The organism is Devosia sp. (genome assembly GCF_965229025.1).
Lineage (GTDB): Bacteria > Pseudomonadota > Alphaproteobacteria > Rhizobiales > Devosiaceae > Devosia_A.
Genome location: NZ_OZ245853.1, coordinates 3,358,331 through 3,378,217, shown reverse-complemented (window position 1 = coordinate 3,378,217; position 19,887 = coordinate 3,358,331). Strand labels below are relative to the sequence as shown.

Sequence of the window (19,887 nt, the reverse complement as noted above, 5' to 3'; positions counted from 1 at the left end):
CCTTAGGTGTTCATCGAGTCAAAGAAGTCGGAATTCGTCTTGGTCTGCCGGATCTTGTCCATCAGGAATTCCATGGCGTCGACTGTGCCCATTGGATTGAGGATACGGCGGAGCACGTACATCTTCCTGAGGATATCGGGTTCGACCAGCAGTTCTTCCTTGCGCGTCCCAGACTTGGTGACATCCATCGCCGGGAAGATACGCTTGTCGGAAACCTTGCGGTCAAGCACGATTTCCGAGTTACCGGTGCCCTTGAACTCTTCAAAGATCACTTCGTCCATGCGGCTGCCGGTATCGATCAGCGCCGTGGCAATGATCGTCAGCGAGCCGCCGTCCTCGATATTGCGCGCCGCGCCAAAGAAGCGCTTCGGGCGCTGCAGCGCGTTCGCGTCAACGCCGCCAGTCAGTACCTTGCCGGAGGAGGGCACAACCGTGTTGTACGCACGGCCGAGGCGGGTGATCGAATCAAGGAGGATGACCACGTCGCGCTTGTGCTCGACGAGGCGCTTGGCCTTCTCGATGACCATTTCGGCGACCTGGACGTGGCGCGATGCCGGCTCGTCAAAGGTTGAGGAGATCACCTCGCCCTTCACCGAGCGCTGCATGTCGGTCACTTCCTCAGGCCGCTCGTCGATCAGCAGCACGATGAGGTAACACTCGGGGTGATTAGTGGCGATCGACTGTGCGATATTCTGCAACAGTACGGTCTTACCGGTACGCGGCGGCGCAACAATGATGGCACGCTGGCCTTTGCCGAGAGGCGCCACCAGATCCATGATCCGGGCGCTCTTGTCCTTGACGGTCGGGTCGGGCAACTCGAGGCGCAGCCGTTCATCGGGATAGAGCGGCGTCAGGTTGTCGAAATTGATCTTGTGGCGGACCTTTTCGGGGTCCTCGAAATTGATAGTGTTGACCTTCACCAGCGCGAAGTAGCGCTCCCCCTCCTTGGGAGAACGGATCTGGCCCTCCACCGTATCGCCGGTGCGCAGCGAAAAGCGCCGAATCTGCGAGGGGCTAACATAGATATCGTCGGGGCCCGGCAGGTAGTTCGCATCCGGGGAACGCAGAAACCCGAAACCATCGGGCAGAACCTCAACCACACCCTCGCCGGTGATATCTACTTCGCGTGCCGCGAGTTCCTTGAGGATCGCGAACATCAACTCCTGCTTGCGCATGGTTGACGCGTTTTCGACCTCATAGCGCTCAGCGAACTCAAGCAGTTCGGCAGGCGTTTTGGCCTTAAGCTCGCTGAGCTTCATATTTTCCATTGCGCGGAAGACCCTTGGAGAACGGTATTCAAAGATGTGCGGGGGGTGAACAACCAGCTCAGCAGCACCGGGGAGGCGCGCATCAAACGAGCTTGCGTGGCCCTCAGATATCCAAAACGGCCGTTACATTCAAGTTACATTGTGAAAGCCGGCGGATTCACGTGAAACGCCGGCTCCGAGATCGAGCGTCGTCAGAACGGCTTCACCACCACGGCGATGACGATAACGATGGCGATCACGAACGGGATCTCGTTGATGGCGCGGAAGAATCTAGATGGCCGCACGTTCCGGTCATTGGCGAAATCCCTGAGCAGCCGGCCATAAAAGCCGTGAACGCCGCTCAGCAACAAGACCATCACGGCCTTCAGCCACATCCAGCCCTGACTGAAATCAACGATGCCAAACCCAAAGGCGAGCCAGAGTCCGAAGACCCAGGTCGCGAGCATCGCCGGCGTCGTAATACCCCGATAGAGCCGCCGCTCCATCACCTTGAAGGTTTCCGACTGCACCGAGCCCTTCTCGGCATCCGCGTGATAAACGAACAGCCGCGGCAGATAGAGCATCCCGGCCATCCAGGCGATCACCGACAGGATATGCAGCGCCTTGACCCATTCCATCCTTTAGCTCCCCCGGACGACTGCGATCAGCCGCTCGACATGGCTGATCGGGGTTTCCGGCACGATGCCGTGCCCCAGGTTGAAGATATGCGGCCGATCACGGAATGCCGCGACAATCTCCCGCGCCCGCTCTTCCATCTGTGCACCGCCGGCCACGAGGCGCAGAGGGTCCAGATTACCCTGCACCGTCAAACCCGCCGGCACCGCGCTCGCCGCATAGCCAAGCGGTGTCGAGTAGTCGAGCCCAACCGCATTCACGCCGACCTCCCGCACATAGGCAGGGATCATTGCCGCCGCGCCACGGGGAAACCCAATCACCGGAGCATTTGGGATGACCTTCCGGATACCTTCTACAATCCGCCGGTTGGGCGCGATCACCCAGTCCGCAAAGGCGCGTTCATCAAGGTTCAGCGCCCAGCTCTCGAACAGCTGCACCACATCGGCGCCGGCCCGGAACTGCGCCACCAGATAGGCCACACTCGCCTCAACGAGGACATCGAGCAGCTTGGCGAACGCCACTGGCTCGCGGAGCGCGAACAGCCGTGCCGCCGCCTGGTCCGAGGACCCCTTGCCACCGATCATGTAGGTCGCAACGGTCCATGGAGAGCCACAAAAGCCGATGAGGGTCTTGTCCAAAGCCAAGGCGGCACGCACCCGCCGAACTGTCTCGAGCACCGGGGCGAGATGATCCACCACGGTCTGTGGCGTCAGCCTATCAATGCCAGTGGCATCCAGAGGTTCGAGGAGCGGGCCTTCACCGGTCGCAAAGCGGACCTTCTGGCCCAGGGCGTCTGGGATCACGAGGATATCGGAAAACAGGATTGCAGCGTCGAGGTCGAAGCGCCGTAGCGGCTGCAGGGTCACTTCCGTCGCCAGCTCAGGGGTGTAGCAGAGCTCGAGGAAGTCCTGCGCCTTGACCCTGATCTCACGATATTCCGGCAGATAGCGGCCCGCCTGGCGCATGATCCAGATCGGCAGGCGCTCCTGTCTCCGTCCCAGCACCGTCTCCAGCAGGGGTTTTAGCACCGGTGTTTCGGTCATCGTCCCTGCCAATTCAAAGAATCTAGACTCTTCATCATCATTATCATGGCCGTGTTTTGCCGGAATTCTGGTTTACCCACAACCGAAGCCTGAGGTGGCAGAAGCGCGCAGCACACATCCCCCGATGCCTGTGGAAGATCGTCGCGGGAAAATGTGTCGACCGGTCGAAGGCTCGCCGTTTACTAAGCGTTAACCATGCCACAATGGTTTATGAAGTGTTAACGCGCCTGTGGACAGAGCCCGCTTATCCGCCAGGGGTTCTCCCCGGATTGCCCATTAACTTTTTGTTCACCATCCGGCTGGGCAAACCTGTTGAGCAATCGCGAGCCAGCGGGGAGAACCCGGTGCAATCTCTGAATGCCCGGGTTTTGCACCGGCACCGCCCTTGAGCCAGCGGGAACAGTGTGGAAAACCAGAGCCATGCTGATCCTTGCTTCGAAAAGTGCGACGCGACAGGCCCTGCTTTCGGGGGCCGGCCTGCGATTCGAGACGAGTCCAGCCCAAATCGACGAGCGCCTGCTCGAAGCCGAAGTGCTGGGGAAAGGCGGCGATGCCCCCGCAGTCGCCCGATCGCTCGCCGAAGCCAAAGCGCTTTCCGTATCAGCGAATCATCTGCAGGCGGTCGTGATTGGCGCCGACCAAGTCCTCGCGTTTGGTCATAGCCTGCTTCACAAACCGGCTTCGCTTGCGGACGCTGCGCGCCAGTTGGACCTGCTCAATGACGGCACCCATCACCTGCACGCGGGTGTCGCACTGGCTCAGGCTGGCACTGTGCTCTGGTCCAGCGTCGAGAGCGCGACCCTCACCATGAGGCGCTTCACCCAATCTGAGCGTGATGCGGTTCTGGCCCTTGAGGGCGAGGCCGTGCTCGGTTCTGTCGGCGCCTACCGGATCGAAGGGCCCTCTGTGCGGCTGTTCGAACGCATCGAAGGTGACTATTTCACTATTCTCGGCCTGCCACTTTTGCCACTGCTCGCCGCACTTCGAAAGCATGCACCCCATACCCTTGAGGGATTCACGTGAAACGCGCCTTCGTCATTGGCCACCCCATCAAGCACTCGCGCTCACCACTCATCCACCGTCATTGGCTGGATCGCTATGGAATCTCGGGGAGTTATGACGCCATAGAAGTGCTGCCGGAGGATCTGCCAGGTTTTTTCGGACGCCTGCGCTCGGGCGAGTTCACCGGCGGCAATGTCACGCTGCCTCACAAGGAGCAGGCCTTTGCCCTCTGCGATGAACGCGACCCCGCAACCGAACACCTCGGCGCCTTCAATACGCTCAGCACCTCGGACACAGCCGGGCACATCGTCATCCGCGGCACCAACACCGATCTCTATGGCTTTCTCGCCAATCTCGACCAGCGTGCGCCGGGCTGGGACGAGGGGCTCGACGAAGCAATCGTGCTGGGGGCAGGGGGCGCGGCACGCGCAGTCGCCGCCGCGCTCGATCTAAGGGCACGTGGCGCCGTCCATGTTCTCAATCGCGGCGTAGAGCGCGCCGCGGCCCTTGCCACTGAGCTGGGGGGCAAGCTTCGTGCCGGTGCGCTCGACACTTTTGCGGCGCTGGCGCCGCGTGCCGGCCTCGTCGTCAACACCACCACGCTGGGCATGCACGGCACCCGCTTCGAAGGCCTGGCGCTCGACCGGCTGCCCGCGACCGCGCTGGTGACCGATATCGTCTACACCCCGCTCGAAACCCCGCTCCTCGCGGAAGCGCGCGCTCTGGGTCTCCGCACCGCCGATGGGCTCGGCATGCTCCTCCACCAGGCCGTACCGGGCTTTGAGGCCTGGTTCGGCACCCGGCCAGAGGTGACTCCGGAACTGCGCGCTCTGATCGAAGCAACACTCTGATGTTCAAGCTGGGGCTCACAGGCTCAATCGCGACCGGGAAGTCCACCGTTCTCGCCGCATTCGCGGCACAAGGGGTACCCACCTTCTCCGCCGATGCCGCCGTGCACGACCTCTATGCCGGTGAAGCGGTTGCGCCGATTGAAGCCGAATTCCCCGGCGTATCTCACAACGGCAGCATTGACCGTGCCGAACTGGCCCGCCACCTCGTCGGCAACCCCGAGCGCCTCAGGGCGCTGGAAGCTATCGTCCATCCGCTGGTGAGGCAGAAGATCACACAGTTCCTCGCCAACGCGGAAGCCCAAGGCGCTGACCTCGTCGTCGTCGAAATCCCGCTGCTCTACGAAAATGGCGTCGACTGGGGCTTTGACGCCGTTGCCGTCACCAGTGTCGGCGCCGACGAGCAGCGCCGTCGCGCCTTGGCCCGGCCCGGCATGAGTGTGGAAAAGCTCGATGCTATCCTTGCTCGCCAGATGCCACAGGCTGAAAAGCTGAAGCGCGCCGACTACGCCATCGATACTTCGGTGTCGATCGCTCAGACCAGCGCCGCCGTAGCCCAGCTGGTGGGAAAACTGCGCAGGGAGAACCGCGCTTAATGACGAACCGGGAAATTGTTCTCGACACCGAAACCACCGGCCTCTCGCCCCTGACCGGCGATCGCGTGGTGGAGATCGGCTGTGTCGAGCTGATCAATCACATCCCAACCGGCCGGCACTTTCACGTCTATCTCAACCCCGAGCGCTCGATGCCCGAAGAGGCGTTCCGGGTACACGGACTTTCCAATGAGTTTCTCGCCAACAAGCCAAAGTTTGCGGCGGAGGCCGATCGCTTCCTCGATTTCATCGAGGACTCGACCCTCGTTATCCACAATGCGCCCTTCGACATGGGCTTTCTCGATGCCGAACTTGAGCGCAGCGGCCGCAAGCGGCTGAAGAACCCGGTGATCGACACGGTCATGCTGGCGCGGACCGTCCATCCGGGCGCGCGGGTCAGTCTTGATGCGCTCTGCAAGCACTATGGGATCGATACGTCCAAGCGCACGCTCCATGGCGCGCTGCTCGACAGCGAGATCCTCGCCGATGTCTATCTGGAACTTATCGGGGGCCGGCAGGTGGGCTTGGCACTTGTGGCCGAAACCCACATCGAGGCGGGGATCACCATCGAGATCGCCCCCGCTCGGCAACGCCCCGCGCCGCTGCCCTCACGCCTCACGCAAGCGGAACTGGCGGCCCATGCGAGCCTCGTCGGCACCCTCGGTGCCGACGCCTTGTGGCAGAGCTATCGAGACCCTGCGGCTTAGTTGGCGGGCGAGCTGGACGCGGCCTGCTGCGCCTGGAGGTTCCTGAGGTTCTGGATGTACAGCGCCTGGAAATCCACCGGTTCCATCATCAGCGGGGGGAAGCCACCGAGCTGCACTGTGCTAGCGAGAGCGTGGCGAGCGAACGGGAAGATCATCCGCGGGCATTCAACCATCAGCAGCTGCGGCAGCACGTTTTCCGGCACGTTCTTGACGCGAAAGACGCCGCCATACGAGAGCTCGACATTGAACAGCACGTTGGAGTCGCGCTCGGCCTTGGCGGTGATGTTGATTTCGACCGCGTAAAGGTCATCGGCCTGCTTCTTGACGCCGACATTGATCCCCACGGAAAACTGCGGGGCAGCGGTGCCCAAAAGCACCGAGCCGGGCGCGCCCGGGTTCTCAAAGCTCAGGTCGCGAATGTACTGGCCAACGAGGCTGTAGCTCGGGGCCGGAGTCTCAGTGGCCGGAGCCGGGGTTTCGTCAGCCATTCTCTCAAGTCCTCATGAACATCAGGTGGCGCGCTGGCTAGCATCTTTGGCTGTCAGCGACAAGACGAAGCCCGATCAGCGCGGGCGCCACTCGTCGGAATCGAGGTCGACCGTGCCATCGGGCAGGTCGCGCCGCGAAGGTTCCGCGTGTTCGGCATAGCCAAACCCCGCGCTGGTGGTCGAAACCACCTGCACCCTGGACCTCAGGAAGCTGTAAATGCCGCCGCGCACCGCGGGGATCAGCAGGATCAGCCCGATGACGTCCGAAAAATAGCCCGGTAACAACAGCAGCATCCCGGCGATGAACACCATCATCGCGTCAGCCAGCGCGCGTGCCGGCAATTGTCCCTGGCCAACGCTCTGACGTATCTCGTTGAGCAGCGACAGACCCTGCACCCGCAGCACCAGCGAGCCGATCACCCCCATCACCACCACTCCGGCAAGGGTCGGCCAGAGCCCGATGGCCTGGCCGATAACGATGAAGCAGCCGATTTCGATCAGCGGAACGGCCAGAAACAGCAAAAACAGCAGGCGTCCCACGGCAATCGCCTTTCGATGGATCACTGTCTTTCAGTCTCGCCGACGTGAACTGGTTTCCGGCTGAGGCTTTACCTATATATAGGCATATGATGGCGGCGCAGCGAGCCGCCCTTCCGATTTATCGCCCGGCCCAGTGAGACACAGATCCGATGGATGAGTTTTTCGATATCCCGACCCTGATTGTGATCGGTCTAGCCATTGTGGTCCTCTTCCGCCTGCGCCAGGTGCTGGGCACCCGCACCGGCCGGGAACGCTCGCCGCTCGAGCGGCGCGATGCCACGGTCAAGCCGGTGACCAAGCCGACCGAGAAGGCGACCGCCGACGATACGGTGGTGCAGCTGCGCCCACGGCCTGCATCCGATACGCCCGAGGATCTGGACAGGCAGACCCGCAAGTTCGAAACCGAGGTCACCCAGTTTTCGCACGGCGACGAAAAGGTCGCAGCGGGCCTCAAGGCCATCAACGAAGCCGACCCGAGCTTTTCGCCCAAGATCTTCATGGAGGGCGCCAAGGCTGCTTATGAGATGATCGTCACCAGCTTTGCCACCGGCGACCGGCAGACGCTGAAGAACCTCCTCGAAAAAGACGTCTATGACGGCTTCGAGCGCGCCATCAAGGATCGCGAAGCCGAGGGCAAGGCCATCGACTTCACTTTTGTCGGCCTGCCCAAGGTCGAAATCTCTGAGGCCGAAGGCGACAAGCGCAATGTCGCGGTGACGGTGCGTTTCCACGCCGAAGTGGTTTCCGCCACCCGCGGCAAGGACGGCGCGCTGATCGAGGGCAATTCCGACCAGGTGCAGTCGATTGCTGACGAATGGACTTTTGCGCGCAATCCCAAGTCACGCGATCCCAACTGGAAGCTTGTCGCCACCAGCCAGCTCGAGTAGCGCCGACGCCGGGAGCGGGGCATGGCCAAGCGCCGTCCGGACAAACCAGCGCTACCAGATTGGCACCTGTGGACGCAGGTGTCCGAAACCATTGCGCCGCTTCGCCGCAAGCGCCCGCCTATTCTCGAACTCGGCGACGAACCGCTGCCCATGCCGCCCGGCCCGCCGCAGGCCGTCTCGCGTCCCAAGCGCCCGCCGCCCGTCATGCCGGCCTACCAGTCTGATGGCCGACCCGCCAAAAAGCCGCGTGCGGGCATCGAGCCAAACCTCAAGCAGCGCCTGATGCGCGGCCGCGAGGAAATCGATGGCACGATCGATCTCCATGGCATGCGGCAGGTCGAAGCGCACGCGGCGCTGTCGCGGTTTATCCATGCCCGCTCCGCTCGTGGCGACCGGACGTTGCTGGTGATCACCGGCAAGGGGCTGAAAAAGCTGGAGGACGATGCGGCAGTGCTCATCGAGCGCGGGGTGTTGCGCGCCATGCTGCCGATGTGGCTCAGCCAGCCTGACCTTGCGCCGATGGTTTCGGGCTGGGATCTCGCAGCACAGGGCCACGGCGGGGATGGCGCGTTCTATGTCCGGCTCCGCCGGGTGAGGGAATATCGATGACACCGCTGGGGCAGAAATTGCGGGCGCTGCGCGAGGAGCGCGGCATCACGCTGAAGCAAATGGCCACCGCGCTCAATGTGTCGAGTGCCTATCTCTCGGCGCTGGAGCACGGCCGCCGCGGCAAGCCCACCTGGATGCTGCTGCAGCGCATCATCGCCTATTTCAATGTCATCTGGGACGATGCCGAGGATTTGCAGCGGCTCGCCGAAATGAGCGACCCCAAGGTCACCATCGATACTGGCGGGCTTTCACCGGAGGCGACCGAACTCGCGAACCGCCTGGCACGCGACATCAAGAAGCTCGACGCCGACGACCTCGCTTTCCTCAGCGCCGAACTGGTCCGCCGGCTCAAGTAGCTCAAAGCGACTTTTCCGCCAGTTCACGGAACGCGTCGGGCACCGACCGACCCGATTCCAGCACCACCGAGCCATAGCCGATCGCCTCCCAGCCAAACCGGTCGCGCACCGCATCCACTGCCCGGTCCGCCACCCATCGCGCCGCACCGCGCCGGGTCCCCGGCCGCTGCGCCTCGCCTGGCAGCCCCAACGGCAGTTCGAGCTGCAATAGCGGACGCCGTTCGAGGTGTGAGACCGAAATCGCCAGTAGCGTGATCACCCGCTCTTGCGAAAACTCCGTGAGGACGCCGCTGACCAGCGCTGTGGCGAGTTCGGCCAGCATGGCGGTGGCCGCGATCGGCTTGGGGAGTGTGACAGCCCGCGTCACCGCCCGCATATCGGCAAACCGCACCCGCACCGTCACCGTCCGCCCGGCCAGACCCTTGTTGCGCAACCGCGAGCCGATCCGGTCTGCGAGGTGCCAGAGGGCCGGGCGGTAGATCCGCTCTTCCGCCGGCTGCCGCCCCAGCGCCGACTGCGCCCCCGCTGATCGGGCCCGCCGGTCGGTGACAATTTTCCGTGGGTCTCGATTCGAGGCGAGGTCTGCGAGCTTTTCGCCCGCCGCCTCGCCCAGGAGCCGCTTCAATGCGTCCGGCGAGGCTGCGCTCATCTCGCCGATGGTGCGGATGCCTTCTGCCAAGAGCCGCGCCTCCGTCACCGGCCCAACACCCCACATCAGGCCTACCGGCAGGTCCTTCAGAAACGCCGTCTCTCCCTCCGGGTCGACCACCACCAACCCATCGGGCTTGGCGACCTGCGAGGCGATCTTCGCCAGGTGCTTGGTCCGCGCCACGCCCACCGAGATCGGCAGGCCCAGCTCATCCTTCACCCGCCGCCGCACCATCCGCGCAATCTCGACTGGCGGCCCGAACAGATGCGCCGTCCCCTCCACATCGGCGAAGGCCTCGTCGATCGAAATCCGTTCGACCAGAGGCGTGAAATCGTCCAGCACCTTGATCGCCGCATCGCCCAACCGCTGGTACTCGTCAAAGTGCCCGCCGACAAAGATCAGGTGCGGGCAAAGTTCCCTTGCCTTCCGTCCAGCCATCCCGCCCCGCACCCCAAACGCCTTGGCCTCATAGGACGCGGCCAGCACCACCCCGCCGCCCACCGCAATCGCCTTGCCGCGCAACGAGGAGTCGAGCAGCTGTTCCACCGAGGCGTAAAACGAGTCGAGATCGGCATGAAGGATCGTCGCTGCGCCTGGCATGGTGGACATCCGTGGACTCGGAATAAGAACATAAGAAGAACAGACGCACGCTTAGAGTCAACTCCGTCCGCCCCCTAGACCTTTTCCCCGCTTGCCTTCCCGCTCGGCCTTTGCTCGTCTCCCGCCGCGAATTGTGTTCTGGGAGGATGTCGTGAAGCGGGCTTTGGTGGTGTGGGGAGGGCTCGAACTGCACGAGCCCGAGGCTGGTGCGCATGTGGTGCGGCAATTGCTGGAGCCCGAGGGGTTCGCGGTCACCGTCACCGGCGACTATGCCGCCTTCGGCGGCGACGATATCGGCAGCTATGACCTGATCGTGCCGCAGATCACCGGCGGCGAACTCGACCGCGAGACCAGCATCCGGCTCTGCGCCGCAGTCGAGGCCGGTAGCGGGCTTGCCGCGTTCCACCACGGGCTCGCCACCAGCTTTCCCGGCAATGCCCGCTTCCGCTTCCTAGCCGCCTGCACTTTTGCCACCCATCCGGGCGACATCATCACCTACCGCGTCGATCCGCTGCGGACCGATGACCCCGTGATGGCCGGCATTTCGAGCTTCGAGCACACCTCGGAGCAATACTACATGCATGTCGACCCCGCCGTCGAAGTGCTCGCGACGACCACGTTCTCCGGCGAACATGCCAGCTGGAAAAAGGGCGTCGCCATGCCGGTGGTGTTCAAGACCAGCTATGGCAAGGCCCGGGTGTTCTACACCGCGCTCGGCCACAAGCCGGCCGAACTCGACAAGCCCGAAATCCGCACCATCCTGAAGCGAGGGCTGCTGTGGGCAGCGCGCTGATCGAAACCCGGCCGGTCGGCACCACTGGCCTCAACCTCAGCCGCATCGGCTTCGGCGCCGCCCCAATCGGCGACCTGAAGCGTGCGCCATCCGACGAAACCTCCCGCGCGCTGCTGCAACAGGTGTGGGATGCCGGCATCCGCTACTTCGATACCGCCCCCTTCTATGGCTCCGGCCTCTCCGAGCGCCGCGTCGGCGATTTCCTCCGCGATAAGCCGCGCGACAGCTACGTGCTCTCCACCAAGGTCGGCCGTCTCCTCGTCCCCGATCGCAACTGGGCGCAGAATCGCCACTCTGATCCGCGCGCTATGCCGTTCCGGCCGCAGTTCGATTTTTCCTATGACGGCATAATGCGCAGCCACGAGGCGTCGCTCCACCGCCTCGGGCTCGATCGCATCGATATCCTCTACCTCCACGATCTCGGCCGCTTCAGCCAGAAGGAGAACCACGAGGCAACGCTGAGCGCCGCGCTCAACGGCGGCATCCGCGCCCTACAGGAGCTCCGGGCATCCGGGGCTGTCCGCGCCATCGGCGCCGGGGTCAACGAGGCGCCGATCCTCGAAACCCTGCTCGACAATGGAAGCTGGGACGTCTTCCTCCTCGCCAACCGCTACACCCTGATCGACCAGGCGGTGGTCGAAGGCCTCCTGCCGCGCTGCCTCAAGGAAGGCGTCGACGTCGTCGCCGGTGCTCCGCTTTCGAGCGGCATCCTCGCCACAGGTCCCGTCCCCGGCGCACTGTTCGACTACGCCCCGGCCAGCGAGGCGATCCTCGAAAAGGTCCGGCTCATCGAGGCTATCTGCCGATCCTATGACGTCACACTGATCCGTGCAGCGCTGACCTTTCCGCTCGGCCACCCCGCGATCACCGCGCTGATCCCCGGCCCCGCCAACCCGGCCGAATTTGCCGACAACCTCACCCACTTCCGCGCCAGCGTTCCCGCGGGCCTGTGGGAGAAGCTGAAGGCCGAGGGGTTCCTCCACCCCGATGCGCCAGTGCCGCTCACTCCGATCTTACCGGCCGGTGTCTAGCGCTCGTCGCAACCGCCTTCTATGGTGCCGGCCGGATTTCCCCCTTCTCCCGGAGTAGACCATGGGCGAGCGCATCAAACTCACTGCCTCAGACGGCTTTACCTTTAACGCCTACCGTGCTGCGCCCGAGGGCAAGCCTCGTGGCGGTGTCGTCCTCATCCAGGAAGTCTGGGGCACCAATAACTGGATCCGCAGCGTCGCCGATCGTTTCGCAAAGCACGGGTATCTCACCATCGCCCCCTCGATGTTCGATCGCGTCGAGATGGGCTACGAGAGTGAGAACTACACGCCTGACCAGTTCGTCATCATCGGCGAGCTGATGAAAAAGTTCGATCATAGTGCCGCGCTGCTCGATGTTCAGGCAGCGATCGGTGCGGCTGCTGCCGGCGGCAAGGTCGGCATCACCGGCTATTGCTTCGGCGGCACCGTCTCCTGGCGCGCCGCCAGCCTCGCCTCGGGTCTCAGCGCTGCCTCGGGCTATTATGGCGGTGGCATCCCCAACTACCTCGAGCTCAATCCCAAGGTGCCGACCGAAATGCACTATGGCGACAAGGACACTGGCATCCCGCTCGATCAGATCGAAGCGCTGAAGGCCCGTCACCCGGAAGCAGATATCTACACTTACGACGCCGGACACGGCTTCTGTAACAGTGACCGTGCATCCAATTTCAACGAAGCCGCCTGCACCAAGGCCTCGGCCCGCACCCTCGCCTTCTTTCACAAGCACCTTGGCTGAAACTCTTAGCCTCAGTGAGCATCAGGCTTATCTTGAGGCAGCGGTTGCGGCAGCCAACGCCGCGCCGCTGTCTCAGCGCAAGGCCATGCTGGCGGTGGCGCTTGCCGACGCCTTCGCCGATCACCGCTTCGCTGCAGAAGCAGCAGGCGGCGATATCCTCGCCTACCGGGCAGCCCTCGCCGCCCGGTACGAGCCACTGGCGCTGGTGTTTTCGATCGCTGCGCATCGGCCCGACGGCGCGCAACTCGTCACCGAGGCCGTCACCATTCCGATCGCCGATTACGGCAGCCTGCAGGTCGAGGATTTCATGGTGAGCCTCTACAACAGCCACACTGTGCAACGCGTGCGGATCGTCACTCCCGACGGCACGCGCCACGATGTGCACAAAGTGCTGGCGGAGGCGTTGGTGACACTGTCAGCCTGAGCCGACACAGAAAAGACCCCCTCACCCGTCTCGCGCTACGCGCGATCCACCCTCTCCCCGACCGGGAGAGGAATGGTCCCGAGATCGGGCCACAGCGGTTCTTCTCCCCGTCGGGGAGAGTTCTGAGTGCTCTTGCAAAGCTCCAGTGGAGCTTTGCGGCGAAGAACGCCCGTCAGGCTACGCCTGCGGGCTACGGGCCCGAAGGGCCGGATGAGGGGTCTTTCTGGGTTCTTTCCCCGCTCCGCCAACTCTAAAGCACAAACCGGCTCAGATCCGTGTCCGCCGCCAGCGAGTCGATCCGGCCGCCCACGTAAGCAGCGTCGATCCTGATCGTCTGGCCTGACTTGTCCGGCGCATCGAAAGAGATGTCCTCGACCAGCCGCTCCATGATGGTCGCCAGCCGGCGTGCCCCGATGTTCTCAACCGTGGCGTTCACCTTCACCGCCGCGTCCGCGATTGCTTCCACTGCATCCTGGGTGAAATCGAGCGTCAGCCCTTCGGTCTGCATCAGCGCCACATACTGCTTGATGAGGCTCGCGTCCGTGTCGTTGAGAATGCGGATCAGGTCGTCGCGGGTCAGCGCCTTGAGCTCCACGCGGATCGGCAGGCGCCCCTGGAGTTCCGGCAAAAGGTCCGAGGGCTTCGCCACGTGGAAAGCGCCTGAAGCGATGAACAGCACATGGTCGGTCTTCACCGGCCCGTATTTGGTCGACACCGTCGTGCCTTCGATCAGCGGCAGCAGGTCACGCTGCACGCCTTCGCGCGACACCCCGCCGCCATAGCCGTCCTTGTTCACGATCTTGTCGATCTCGTCGATGAAGACGATGCCGTGGTTTTCAACGAGGTCGACCGCTTCCTTGTTGAGCTGGTCCTGGTCGAGCAGCTTGTCGGCTTCCTCGGCCATCAGCGGCGCATGGGCATCCTTCACCTTGACCTTGCGCTTGACCCCGCGCCCGCCAAAAGCCTTGCCCAGCATGTCCTGGATATTGATCACTCCGATATTGGCGCCCGGCATGCCGGGGATCTCGAAGCCACCGGGATTGCCGGTCGAGGTCAGTTCCACCTCGATCTCGCGGTCGTCGAGCTCGCCATCGCGCAGCTTCTTGCGAAACGAGTCGCGGGTCGAAGGCGCCGCCGAACTGCCGACCAGCGCGTCGAGCACGCGTTCCTCGGCATTGTGGTGCGCCTGCGCCTCTACATCAGCCCGCTTCTTGTCGCGCAGCAGCGAAATGCCGGCTTCAACGAGATCGCGAACGATCTGTTCGACATCGCGGCCGACATAGCCCACCTCGGTGAACTTCGTCGCTTCCACCTTGATGAACGGCGCCTGCGCCAGCTTGGCCAGGCGGCGCGAAATCTCGGTCTTGCCGACGCCCGTCGGCCCGATCATCAGGATGTTCTTGGGCGTCACCTCATGGCGCAGGTCTTCGCTCAGTTGCTGCCGGCGCCAGCGGTTGCGCAGCGCCACAGCCACGGCGCGCTTGGCGTCCTTCTGGCCCACGATATAGCGATCCAGCTCCGAGACGATCTCGCGCGGGGAAAAATTGGTGTCAGTCATTTTTGGTCCTTCCCGGTGCCTCATCGAGATAGCGCACCATCGAGTGATCGCCGTAGAACGTCCCGTCCCAGAAATAGGCCCGGGGGTCTGTGGCGTAGACTTTGAAACCGGCCTTCTCGTAGAACCGGATAGCGCCGGGGTTCTTGTCCCAGACGCCGAGATGGACTTCGAGCACTTCGGTCTCTGCATGCGCGATGACAGCGTCGACCAGCGCCATGGCACAGCCACTGCCCCGAGCCGTCTCGCGCACATACATCTGTACCAGCCAGCCGCGGTGGCGATCCTTGTCACCGTTCGAGCGGAAGTACCCAACGAGGCCGAGCACTGCGCCATCTTCTGCAAACGCCCCGAACAGGGTCATCCGTTCAGGAGAAGTCGCCCAGTGCTCGTCTGGAAGCGCTGAGGACGACTCCCATGTCGTGGCGTAGGCGTGCGGATGAAGTTTCAGGCTTTCGAGGCGGATGTCGCGATAGAGCGCGGCATCATCCCGGGTCAGCCGGCGGACGACGAGTTTCACGTTCCGGTCTCGATCGACTCGAGGGTCACGCTTTCGTTGGTGTAGATGCAGATTTCGGCCGCGATCTTCATGGCCCTGCGGGCGATGTCCTCGGCGTCGAGGTCGGTCGCTTGCCTGAGCGCCAGCGCAGCGGAATAGGCATAGTTGCCGCCTGAGCCGATGGCGATGGTGTCATGGTCCGGCGTCAGCACGTCGCCGGTACCGGTCAAAACCAGTGTCACATCCTTGTCGGCAACGATCATCATCGCTTCGAGGCGCCGGAGGTAGCGGTCAGTGCGCCAGTCCTTGGCGAGCTCGACCGAGGCGCGCATCAACTGGTCGGGATATTGCACCAGCTTGGCCTCGAGCCGCTCGAACAGCGTGAACGCGTCTGCCGTGGCACCGGCAAAGCCGCCGATCACCTTGCCATCGGCCAGCCGTCGCACCTTCTTGGCATTGTGCTTCATCACCGTGTTGCCCACGGAAACCTGGCCGTCGCCGGCGATTACCACCTTGTTGCCCTTGCGGACCGCAACAATGGTTGTCCCGTGCCAGCCGGGGAAGTCGTTGTCTTTCGACATGGGGGAAGAACTCCAGAACTCGTCGCCCCTATTTAGGCACGCCCCGCCCGAATGCAAAGCCGCCTGCCCGGTTGGGTAGTTGGGCGCACTTCTCATCCTCACCCGCAAAGCGGGGGAGGGGGACCGGCGAAGCCGGTGCAGGGGGCAAGTGCACTAGCCGCCCACCCCCTTCACCCCATCTTCACCGCTGAGGCGCTATCTGCTAAAGCCGCCGCGCCATATGGGCGCGACACCTGGGATTGACCGTCATGCGTACCGCCGAGATCATCCGCAAGACCAACGAGACCGACATCAAGGTGTCGGTGAACCTCGACGGCTCAGGCACTCATGACATGCAGACCGGCATCGGCTTTCTCGACCACATGCTCGACCAGCTCGCCAGGCACTCGCTGATCGATATCACGGTCAGGGCCAAGGGCGATCTCCATATCGACTTTCACCACACTGCCGAGGATGTCGGCATCGCGCTCGGCGAAGCCATCAAAAAGGCTCTTGGCGACAAGAAGGGCATCCGTCGCTACGCCTCGTCGGACCTGCCGATGGATGGCACGCTCACCCGCGTCGCGCTCGATGTCTCGGGCCGGCCGTTCCTCATCTGGAAGGTTGAGTTCACCCGCGACAAGGTGGGTGAGATGGATACCGAACTCTTCCGCGAGTGGTTCCAGGCCTTCGCCATGAACGCCGGCATCACGCTCCACGTCGAGACATTCTACGGTGACAATAACCACCATATCGCCGAGAGCGCCTTCAAGGCGCTGGCCCGGGCGTTGCGTGACGCTGTCGAGATCGATCCGCGTGCCGCCGACCGCATCCCATCGACCAAGGGAACGCTCAGCGCCTGAACCAGGCGGCCCTTAGTGGCCGATCGCGGCCGAGATCAGTACAAACAGCGTGAACAGCCCTGCAAAGGCACCAAGGCCGGCCGCCAGCCAGCCGATGAAAATGCCCTGCTGGGAGGCTTCGCCCTGGGGGATGTCGTGGGAATCGTGGCTCATGAAAATGTCTCCTCGCTCCTCTGGGGGACGGCCGCCTGTTGCGCCGGGGTATTCCCCGGTCTTTCAACCGCACGGGTTTTGCTCTAAGGCGAAACCTGACGACCGTACCGAACGCCAGGAGGCTACTCCTTGACCCTCTACTCCGTCTATGCGCGAAACGCTGATGCCCCCGAAGCGGTGGCAGACCGCTTCTCGTGGCTGGCTGCGCTTCTGCCGCCAGTCTACGCGCTGGCGCATGGACTCTGGCTGGTCGTGCTGGGCTGGGTTGTAGTGGTGGTCGGGCTTGCCATCCTCGGACAGTGGATCGGGGAGGATGCCGCCGCCGGGCTCTACATCCTCGCGGCAATTCTGTTCGGCTTTGAGGCCCATGGGCTGCGTGGCACAAGGCTCGCGCGCAGCGGCTGGTCGTATCGCACCGATGTGTTTGCTGCCGATCCCGATCTGGCCGCGGTTGATTATCTGAAGCAGGTCCAATGAGCACCGTCGCCATTATCGATTACGGCTCGGGCAATCTCCGCTCCGCCGCCAAGGCCTTTGAGCGCGCCGCGCGCGAGACCGGCACCGCTGACGAAGTGCTAGTCACCGACGATGTCGAGCTTGTCCGCCGCGCCGATCGCATCGTCCTCCCTGGCGTTGGCGCCTTCGCTGATTGCCGCGCCGGCCTTGATGCCGTGACCGGCATGGTCGAGGTGCTGGAAGAGCGGGTCATCCGTGGCGGCGTCCCCTTCCTCGGCATCTGCGTCGGCATGCAGCTGATGGCCTCAGAGGGCCGCGAAAAGACCATCACCAAGGGGCTGGGCTGGATCCCGGGCGCCGTGGTGCGGATCGAACCCCAAAGGAGTCCAGAGACCGGCGACCTCAAGGTCCCGCACATGGGCTGGAACACCTTGAACTTTCTCCGAGCCCACCCACTCCTTGCAAATATCAAGGACGGCCCGGATGGCCTCCATGCCTATTTCGTCCACTCCTACCACATGGCCGTGAGTGACCCGGAAATGCTGGTGGCGGCCGCCGACTATGGTCAGGCCGTCACCGCCATCGTTGGCCGCGACAATATGCTGGGCACCCAGTTCCACCCCGAAAAGAGCCAGACCCTCGGCCTGTCCCTGATTGGCAATTTCCTGAGGTGGAAGCCGTGAGCGCCACTGCCGCCACCGCGCTCGCCTGGCTCGCAGCGCTCGGCCGCCGCGAAGCACCGCGCCTGCTCTCGCTGTCCGATCCGGGGATCGTCATCTTCGGGCCGCGCGGCGCCACCAAGGGCTATGCCGCCCTCGGCATGTGGTTCGGCGAAACCCGCGTCGCTCTCACCCCGCGCGATGTGCTGCAGTGCGGCGACCGCATCCTCATCCGGCACCAGACCGATTGGCTCGATCGCGACGGCCGCCGCACCCACACCGCCGCCAACGCCTCGGTCATCGCCGTTCGCGACGGCAAGGTAAAATCCTTCCTCTGGGACGATGGCCCAGAGCCGGAACTGCGCCAGGGTTTTGGCAACGCATGGGCGGTGATGCTCGAAGGAATTCCGCAATGATCCTCTTTCCCGCCATCGATCTGAAGGACGGTCAGTGCGTCCGTCTGAAGCTGGGCGACATGGCGCAGGCCACCGTGTTCAACGACGATCCGGCAGCCCAGGCCAAGAGCTTCGAGGACCAGGGCTTCGAGTATCTCCACGTCGTCGATCTCAACGGCGCCTTCGCCGGTGAGAGCGTCAATGGCGCCGCCGTCGAAGCCATCCTTCAGGCCGTGTCATTTCCTGTTCAGCTCGGTGGCGGAATTCGGTCAATCGCCCATATCGAGCAGTGGCTGGGCCGCGGTCTCGCCCGCGTCATCCTCGGCACCATCGCCGTCCGCGACCCCGCGCTGGTCAAGGAAGCCGCCCGGCTGTTCCCCGGCCAGATCGCCGTCGGCATCGACGCGCGGGGCGGCAAGGTGGCAGTAGAAGGCTGGGCAGAAACTTCAGAGCTCTCCTCCATCGAGCTCGCCCAACGCTTTGAAGGCGCTGGTGTTTCGGCCATCATTTACACAGACATCGACCGCGACGGCGTCCTCGCCGGCATCAACTGGCCCTCAACCCTTGAACTCGCCAAAGCCGTCTCCATCCCCGTCATCGCCTCTGGCGGCCTCGCCTCGATGGACGATATCCGCACCATGGCCAAGCCCGAATACGCGCTCCTCGAAGGCGCCATCTCCGGCCGCGCCCTCTACGACGGCCGCATTGATTCACGTGAAGCAATCGCGCTGCTGAAAGCGGGGACGCCGCTATGACCCTGAAAACCCGCATCATTCCCTGCCTCGACGTCAAGGATGGCCGCGTCGTCAAGGGCGTGCAGTTCGTCGATCTGGTCGATGCCGGCGACCCGGTCGAAGCTGCCATCGCCTATGACGCTGCGGGCGCCGATGAGCTGACCTTTCTCGACATCACCGCCAGCCACGAAAACCGCGAGACCATCTTCGACGTCGTCGCCCGCACCGCCGAACACTGCTTCATGCCGGTCACCGTCGGTGGCGGCATCCGCAAGCTCGAGGACATCCGCAAGCTCCTCCTCGCCGGCGCCGACAAGGTGTCGATCAATTCCGCCGCCGTCAGCGATCCCGATTTCATCGCTCGTGCCGCTGACAAGTTCGGTGACCAGTGCATCGTCGTCTCGGTCGATGCGCGCCGCCGCCAGACCCGCGCGCCGGGGCAGCACAACATGGACGAGTGGGAAATCTACACCCATGGCGGCCGCAACCCGACCGGGCTCGACGCCGTCGAGTTCGCCGTCCGCATGGTGGAGCGGGGGGCAGGGGAACTGCTGGTGACCTCGATGGATCGAGACGGCACCAAGTCCGGCTTCGATCTGGCGCTGACGCGCGCGGTAGCCGACGCGGTGCACGTGCCTGTTGTGGCCTCCGGCGGCGTCGGTACCCTCGACGACCTCGTTGCCGGTGTCACCCAGGGGCACGCCAGCGCGGTCCTTGCCGCTTCGATTTTCCACTTCGGCACCTACACGGTTGGTGAGGCGAAGGCCTATATGGAGCAGCACGGCATCCCGATGCGCCACGACCTCAGTGATCAGGGCTAGGAG

Annotated in this window: 27 protein-coding genes; 17 read left to right on the top strand and 10 right to left on the bottom strand. The window is 63.6% G+C overall.

The annotated features are described in order from the left end of the window. Window positions 1-2 precede the first annotated feature (2 nt). The 3 genes from rho to hemE form a co-directional block, all read right to left on the bottom strand. Window positions 3-1,268 (bottom strand): transcription termination factor Rho, encoded by a 1,266-nt coding sequence (gene rho / locus ACO06J_RS16415; protein WP_421761791.1) that lies wholly within the window; start codon window positions 1,266-1,268, stop codon window positions 3-5. A 191-nt stretch (window positions 1,269-1,459) separates the two neighbouring features. Next, a complete protein-coding gene (hemJ, locus tag ACO06J_RS16410; protein ID WP_421761790.1) occupies window positions 1,460-1,885 on the bottom strand; it encodes a protoporphyrinogen oxidase HemJ in 426 nt (141 codons plus the stop codon). 3 nt (window positions 1,886-1,888) lie between these two features. Then, entirely contained in the window at window positions 1,889-2,926 is a 1,038-nt protein-coding gene (gene hemE, locus ACO06J_RS16405; protein ID WP_421761789.1) for a uroporphyrinogen decarboxylase, read from the bottom strand. Window positions 2,927-3,346: 420 nt separating this feature from the next. Here hemE and ACO06J_RS16400 point away from each other — a divergent pair, with 420 nt between their 5' ends. From ACO06J_RS16400 to dnaQ, 4 genes are read left to right on the top strand one after another with little or no spacing between them, the layout of a single operon-like run. Further along, on the top strand, window positions 3,347-3,949 hold the full coding sequence (locus ACO06J_RS16400; RefSeq protein ID WP_421761788.1) for a Maf family protein: 603 nt from the start codon (window positions 3,347-3,349) through the stop codon (window positions 3,947-3,949). Further along, a complete protein-coding gene (locus tag ACO06J_RS16395; protein ID WP_421761787.1) occupies window positions 3,946-4,779 on the top strand; it encodes a shikimate dehydrogenase in 834 nt (277 codons plus the stop codon). Before ACO06J_RS16400 ends, ACO06J_RS16395 begins: the two co-directional genes overlap by 4 nt. After that, on the top strand, window positions 4,779-5,372 hold the full coding sequence (gene coaE, locus ACO06J_RS16390; protein ID WP_421761786.1) for a dephospho-CoA kinase: 594 nt from the start codon (window positions 4,779-4,781) through the stop codon (window positions 5,370-5,372). Before ACO06J_RS16395 ends, coaE begins: the two co-directional genes overlap by 1 nt. After that, the gene (gene dnaQ / locus ACO06J_RS16385; RefSeq protein ID WP_421761785.1) at window positions 5,372-6,076 is read left to right on the top strand and encodes a DNA polymerase III subunit epsilon; all 705 of its coding nucleotides are present in this window, start codon (window positions 5,372-5,374) and stop codon (window positions 6,074-6,076) included. The genes coaE and dnaQ overlap by 1 nt, the downstream gene beginning before the upstream one ends. Here the strand turns inward: dnaQ and secB are convergent. After that, window positions 6,073-6,564, bottom strand: coding sequence for a protein-export chaperone SecB (secB, locus tag ACO06J_RS16380; RefSeq protein WP_421761784.1), 492 nt, complete (start codon window positions 6,562-6,564; stop codon window positions 6,073-6,075). The two genes, dnaQ and secB, sit on opposite strands and share 4 nt — an antisense overlap. A gap of 75 nt (window positions 6,565-6,639) precedes the next feature. Next, on the bottom strand, window positions 6,640-7,128 hold the full coding sequence (locus tag ACO06J_RS16375) for an FxsA family protein (protein WP_421761783.1): 489 nt from the start codon (window positions 7,126-7,128) through the stop codon (window positions 6,640-6,642). Between the two features lie 125 nt (window positions 7,129-7,253). On the opposite strand from ACO06J_RS16375, the gene ACO06J_RS16370 reads away from it, so the two are divergent. Genes ACO06J_RS16370 through ACO06J_RS16360 form a run of 3 tightly spaced genes read left to right on the top strand, consistent with a single transcriptional unit; the run spans window position 7,254 to window position 8,956 of the window. Continuing rightward, a complete protein-coding gene (locus tag ACO06J_RS16370; protein ID WP_421761782.1) occupies window positions 7,254-7,991 on the top strand; it encodes a Tim44/TimA family putative adaptor protein in 738 nt (245 codons plus the stop codon). Between the two features lie 21 nt (window positions 7,992-8,012). Next, window positions 8,013-8,600, top strand: a complete 588-nt coding sequence (locus ACO06J_RS16365; protein WP_421761781.1) for a Smr/MutS family protein — start codon at window positions 8,013-8,015, stop codon at window positions 8,598-8,600. After that, window positions 8,597-8,956, top strand: a complete 360-nt coding sequence (locus tag ACO06J_RS16360; RefSeq protein WP_421761780.1) for a helix-turn-helix domain-containing protein — start codon at window positions 8,597-8,599, stop codon at window positions 8,954-8,956. Before ACO06J_RS16365 ends, ACO06J_RS16360 begins: the two co-directional genes overlap by 4 nt. Before the next feature lies 1 nt (window position 8,957). Here the strand turns inward: ACO06J_RS16360 and dinB are convergent, their stop codons facing one another. Beyond that, the gene (gene dinB / locus ACO06J_RS16355) at window positions 8,958-10,205 is read right to left on the bottom strand and encodes a DNA polymerase IV (protein ID WP_421762529.1); all 1,248 of its coding nucleotides are present in this window, start codon (window positions 10,203-10,205) and stop codon (window positions 8,958-8,960) included. Between the two features lie 151 nt (window positions 10,206-10,356). Here dinB and ACO06J_RS16350 point away from each other — a divergent pair, with 151 nt between their 5' ends. From ACO06J_RS16350 to ACO06J_RS16335, 4 genes are all read left to right on the top strand, one after another. Continuing rightward, the gene (locus ACO06J_RS16350) at window positions 10,357-10,998 is read left to right on the top strand and encodes a ThuA domain-containing protein (RefSeq protein WP_421761779.1); all 642 of its coding nucleotides are present in this window, start codon (window positions 10,357-10,359) and stop codon (window positions 10,996-10,998) included. After that, window positions 10,983-12,029, top strand: coding sequence for an aldo/keto reductase (locus ACO06J_RS16345; RefSeq protein ID WP_421761778.1), 1,047 nt, complete (start codon window positions 10,983-10,985; stop codon window positions 12,027-12,029). Before ACO06J_RS16350 ends, ACO06J_RS16345 begins: the two co-directional genes overlap by 16 nt. Before the next feature lie 61 nt (window positions 12,030-12,090). Then, on the top strand, window positions 12,091-12,765 hold the full coding sequence (locus ACO06J_RS16340) for a dienelactone hydrolase family protein (RefSeq protein WP_421761777.1): 675 nt from the start codon (window positions 12,091-12,093) through the stop codon (window positions 12,763-12,765). Beyond that, window positions 12,758-13,189 carry a hypothetical protein gene (locus tag ACO06J_RS16335; RefSeq protein WP_421761776.1) on the top strand — a complete coding sequence of 144 codons (432 nt, stop codon included), beginning with the start codon at window positions 12,758-12,760 and terminating at the stop codon, window positions 13,187-13,189. Before ACO06J_RS16340 ends, ACO06J_RS16335 begins: the two co-directional genes overlap by 8 nt. 250 nt (window positions 13,190-13,439) lie before the next feature. On the opposite strand, the gene hslU is transcribed toward ACO06J_RS16335, so the two are convergent. From hslU to hslV, 3 genes are read right to left on the bottom strand one after another with little or no spacing between them, the layout of a single operon-like run. Next, window positions 13,440-14,747, bottom strand: a complete 1,308-nt coding sequence (hslU, locus tag ACO06J_RS16330) for an ATP-dependent protease ATPase subunit HslU (RefSeq protein WP_421761775.1) — start codon at window positions 14,745-14,747, stop codon at window positions 13,440-13,442. Further along, window positions 14,740-15,264, bottom strand: coding sequence for a GNAT family N-acetyltransferase (locus ACO06J_RS16325; RefSeq protein WP_421761774.1), 525 nt, complete (start codon window positions 15,262-15,264; stop codon window positions 14,740-14,742). The genes hslU and ACO06J_RS16325 overlap by 8 nt, the downstream gene beginning before the upstream one ends. After that, a complete protein-coding gene (gene hslV / locus ACO06J_RS16320; RefSeq protein WP_421761773.1) occupies window positions 15,261-15,824 on the bottom strand; it encodes an ATP-dependent protease subunit HslV in 564 nt (187 codons plus the stop codon). Before hslV ends, ACO06J_RS16325 begins: the two co-directional genes overlap by 4 nt. 248 nt (window positions 15,825-16,072) lie before the next feature. Between hslV and hisB the strand changes: the two genes are divergently transcribed. Further along, window positions 16,073-16,666, top strand: coding sequence for an imidazoleglycerol-phosphate dehydratase HisB (gene hisB, locus ACO06J_RS16315; RefSeq protein ID WP_421761772.1), 594 nt, complete (start codon window positions 16,073-16,075; stop codon window positions 16,664-16,666). 12 nt (window positions 16,667-16,678) lie between these two features. On the opposite strand, the gene ACO06J_RS16310 is transcribed toward hisB, so the two are convergent. Next, window positions 16,679-16,819 (bottom strand): hypothetical protein, encoded by a 141-nt coding sequence (locus tag ACO06J_RS16310; protein WP_421761771.1) that lies wholly within the window; start codon window positions 16,817-16,819, stop codon window positions 16,679-16,681. A gap of 129 nt (window positions 16,820-16,948) precedes the next feature. On the opposite strand from ACO06J_RS16310, the gene ACO06J_RS16305 reads away from it, so the two are divergent. Genes ACO06J_RS16305 through hisF form a run of 5 tightly spaced genes read left to right on the top strand, consistent with a single transcriptional unit; the run spans window position 16,949 to window position 19,884 of the window. Further along, entirely contained in the window at window positions 16,949-17,296 is a 348-nt protein-coding gene (locus ACO06J_RS16305; protein ID WP_421761770.1) for a DUF2628 domain-containing protein, read from the top strand. Beyond that, window positions 17,293-17,958 carry an imidazole glycerol phosphate synthase subunit HisH gene (hisH, locus tag ACO06J_RS16300; RefSeq protein ID WP_421761769.1) on the top strand — a complete coding sequence of 222 codons (666 nt, stop codon included), beginning with the start codon at window positions 17,293-17,295 and terminating at the stop codon, window positions 17,956-17,958. The genes ACO06J_RS16305 and hisH overlap by 4 nt, the downstream gene beginning before the upstream one ends. Beyond that, window positions 17,955-18,350, top strand: coding sequence for a nuclear transport factor 2 family protein (locus ACO06J_RS16295; protein ID WP_421761768.1), 396 nt, complete (start codon window positions 17,955-17,957; stop codon window positions 18,348-18,350). Before hisH ends, ACO06J_RS16295 begins: the two co-directional genes overlap by 4 nt. Continuing rightward, window positions 18,347-19,084 carry a 1-(5-phosphoribosyl)-5-[(5-phosphoribosylamino)methylideneamino]imidazole-4-carboxamide isomerase gene (gene hisA / locus ACO06J_RS16290; RefSeq protein WP_421761767.1) on the top strand — a complete coding sequence of 246 codons (738 nt, stop codon included), beginning with the start codon at window positions 18,347-18,349 and terminating at the stop codon, window positions 19,082-19,084. Before ACO06J_RS16295 ends, hisA begins: the two co-directional genes overlap by 4 nt. Further along, window positions 19,081-19,884: an imidazole glycerol phosphate synthase subunit HisF gene (gene hisF / locus ACO06J_RS16285; RefSeq protein WP_421761766.1), complete on the top strand. Its 804-nt coding sequence runs from the start codon at window positions 19,081-19,083 to the stop codon at window positions 19,882-19,884. The genes hisA and hisF overlap by 4 nt, the downstream gene beginning before the upstream one ends. The last annotated feature ends 3 nt before the right edge of the window (window positions 19,885-19,887 follow it).

Bases quoted from the DNA above. Each gene is read 5' to 3' on its own strand.
- ACO06J_RS16360 (WP_421761780.1), top strand. From the start codon at position 8,597: ATGACACCGCTGGGGCAGAAATTGCGGGCGCTGCGCGAGGAGCGCGGC.
- ACO06J_RS16400 (WP_421761788.1), top strand. From the start codon at position 3,347: ATGCTGATCCTTGCTTCGAAAAGTGCGACGCGACAGGCCCTGCTTTCG.
- hisA (WP_421761767.1), top strand. From the start codon at position 18,347: ATGATCCTCTTTCCCGCCATCGATCTGAAGGACGGTCAGTGCGTCCGT.
- hslV (WP_421761773.1), bottom strand. From the start codon at position 15,824: ATGTCGAAAGACAACGACTTCCCCGGCTGGCACGGGACAACCATTGTT.
- dinB (WP_421762529.1), bottom strand. From the start codon at position 10,205: ATGCCAGGCGCAGCGACGATCCTTCATGCCGATCTCGACTCGTTTTAC.
- hslU (WP_421761775.1), bottom strand. From the start codon at position 14,747: ATGACTGACACCAATTTTTCCCCGCGCGAGATCGTCTCGGAGCTGGAT.
- hemE (WP_421761789.1), bottom strand. From the start codon at position 2,926: ATGACCGAAACACCGGTGCTAAAACCCCTGCTGGAGACGGTGCTGGGA.
- ACO06J_RS16310 (WP_421761771.1), bottom strand. From the start codon at position 16,819: ATGAGCCACGATTCCCACGACATCCCCCAGGGCGAAGCCTCCCAGCAG.
- rho (WP_421761791.1), bottom strand. From the start codon at position 1,268: ATGGAAAATATGAAGCTCAGCGAGCTTAAGGCCAAAACGCCTGCCGAA.
- coaE (WP_421761786.1), top strand. From the start codon at position 4,779: ATGTTCAAGCTGGGGCTCACAGGCTCAATCGCGACCGGGAAGTCCACC.
- hisB (WP_421761772.1), top strand. From the start codon at position 16,073: ATGCGTACCGCCGAGATCATCCGCAAGACCAACGAGACCGACATCAAG.
- dnaQ (WP_421761785.1), top strand. From the start codon at position 5,372: ATGACGAACCGGGAAATTGTTCTCGACACCGAAACCACCGGCCTCTCG.
- ACO06J_RS16365 (WP_421761781.1), top strand. From the start codon at position 8,013: ATGGCCAAGCGCCGTCCGGACAAACCAGCGCTACCAGATTGGCACCTG.
- hisF (WP_421761766.1), top strand. From the start codon at position 19,081: ATGACCCTGAAAACCCGCATCATTCCCTGCCTCGACGTCAAGGATGGC.
- hisH (WP_421761769.1), top strand. From the start codon at position 17,293: ATGAGCACCGTCGCCATTATCGATTACGGCTCGGGCAATCTCCGCTCC.
- ACO06J_RS16340 (WP_421761777.1), top strand. From the start codon at position 12,091: ATGGGCGAGCGCATCAAACTCACTGCCTCAGACGGCTTTACCTTTAAC.
- secB (WP_421761784.1), bottom strand. From the start codon at position 6,564: ATGGCTGACGAAACCCCGGCTCCGGCCACTGAGACTCCGGCCCCGAGC.
- hemJ (WP_421761790.1), bottom strand. From the start codon at position 1,885: ATGGAATGGGTCAAGGCGCTGCATATCCTGTCGGTGATCGCCTGGATG.
- ACO06J_RS16370 (WP_421761782.1), top strand. From the start codon at position 7,254: ATGGATGAGTTTTTCGATATCCCGACCCTGATTGTGATCGGTCTAGCC.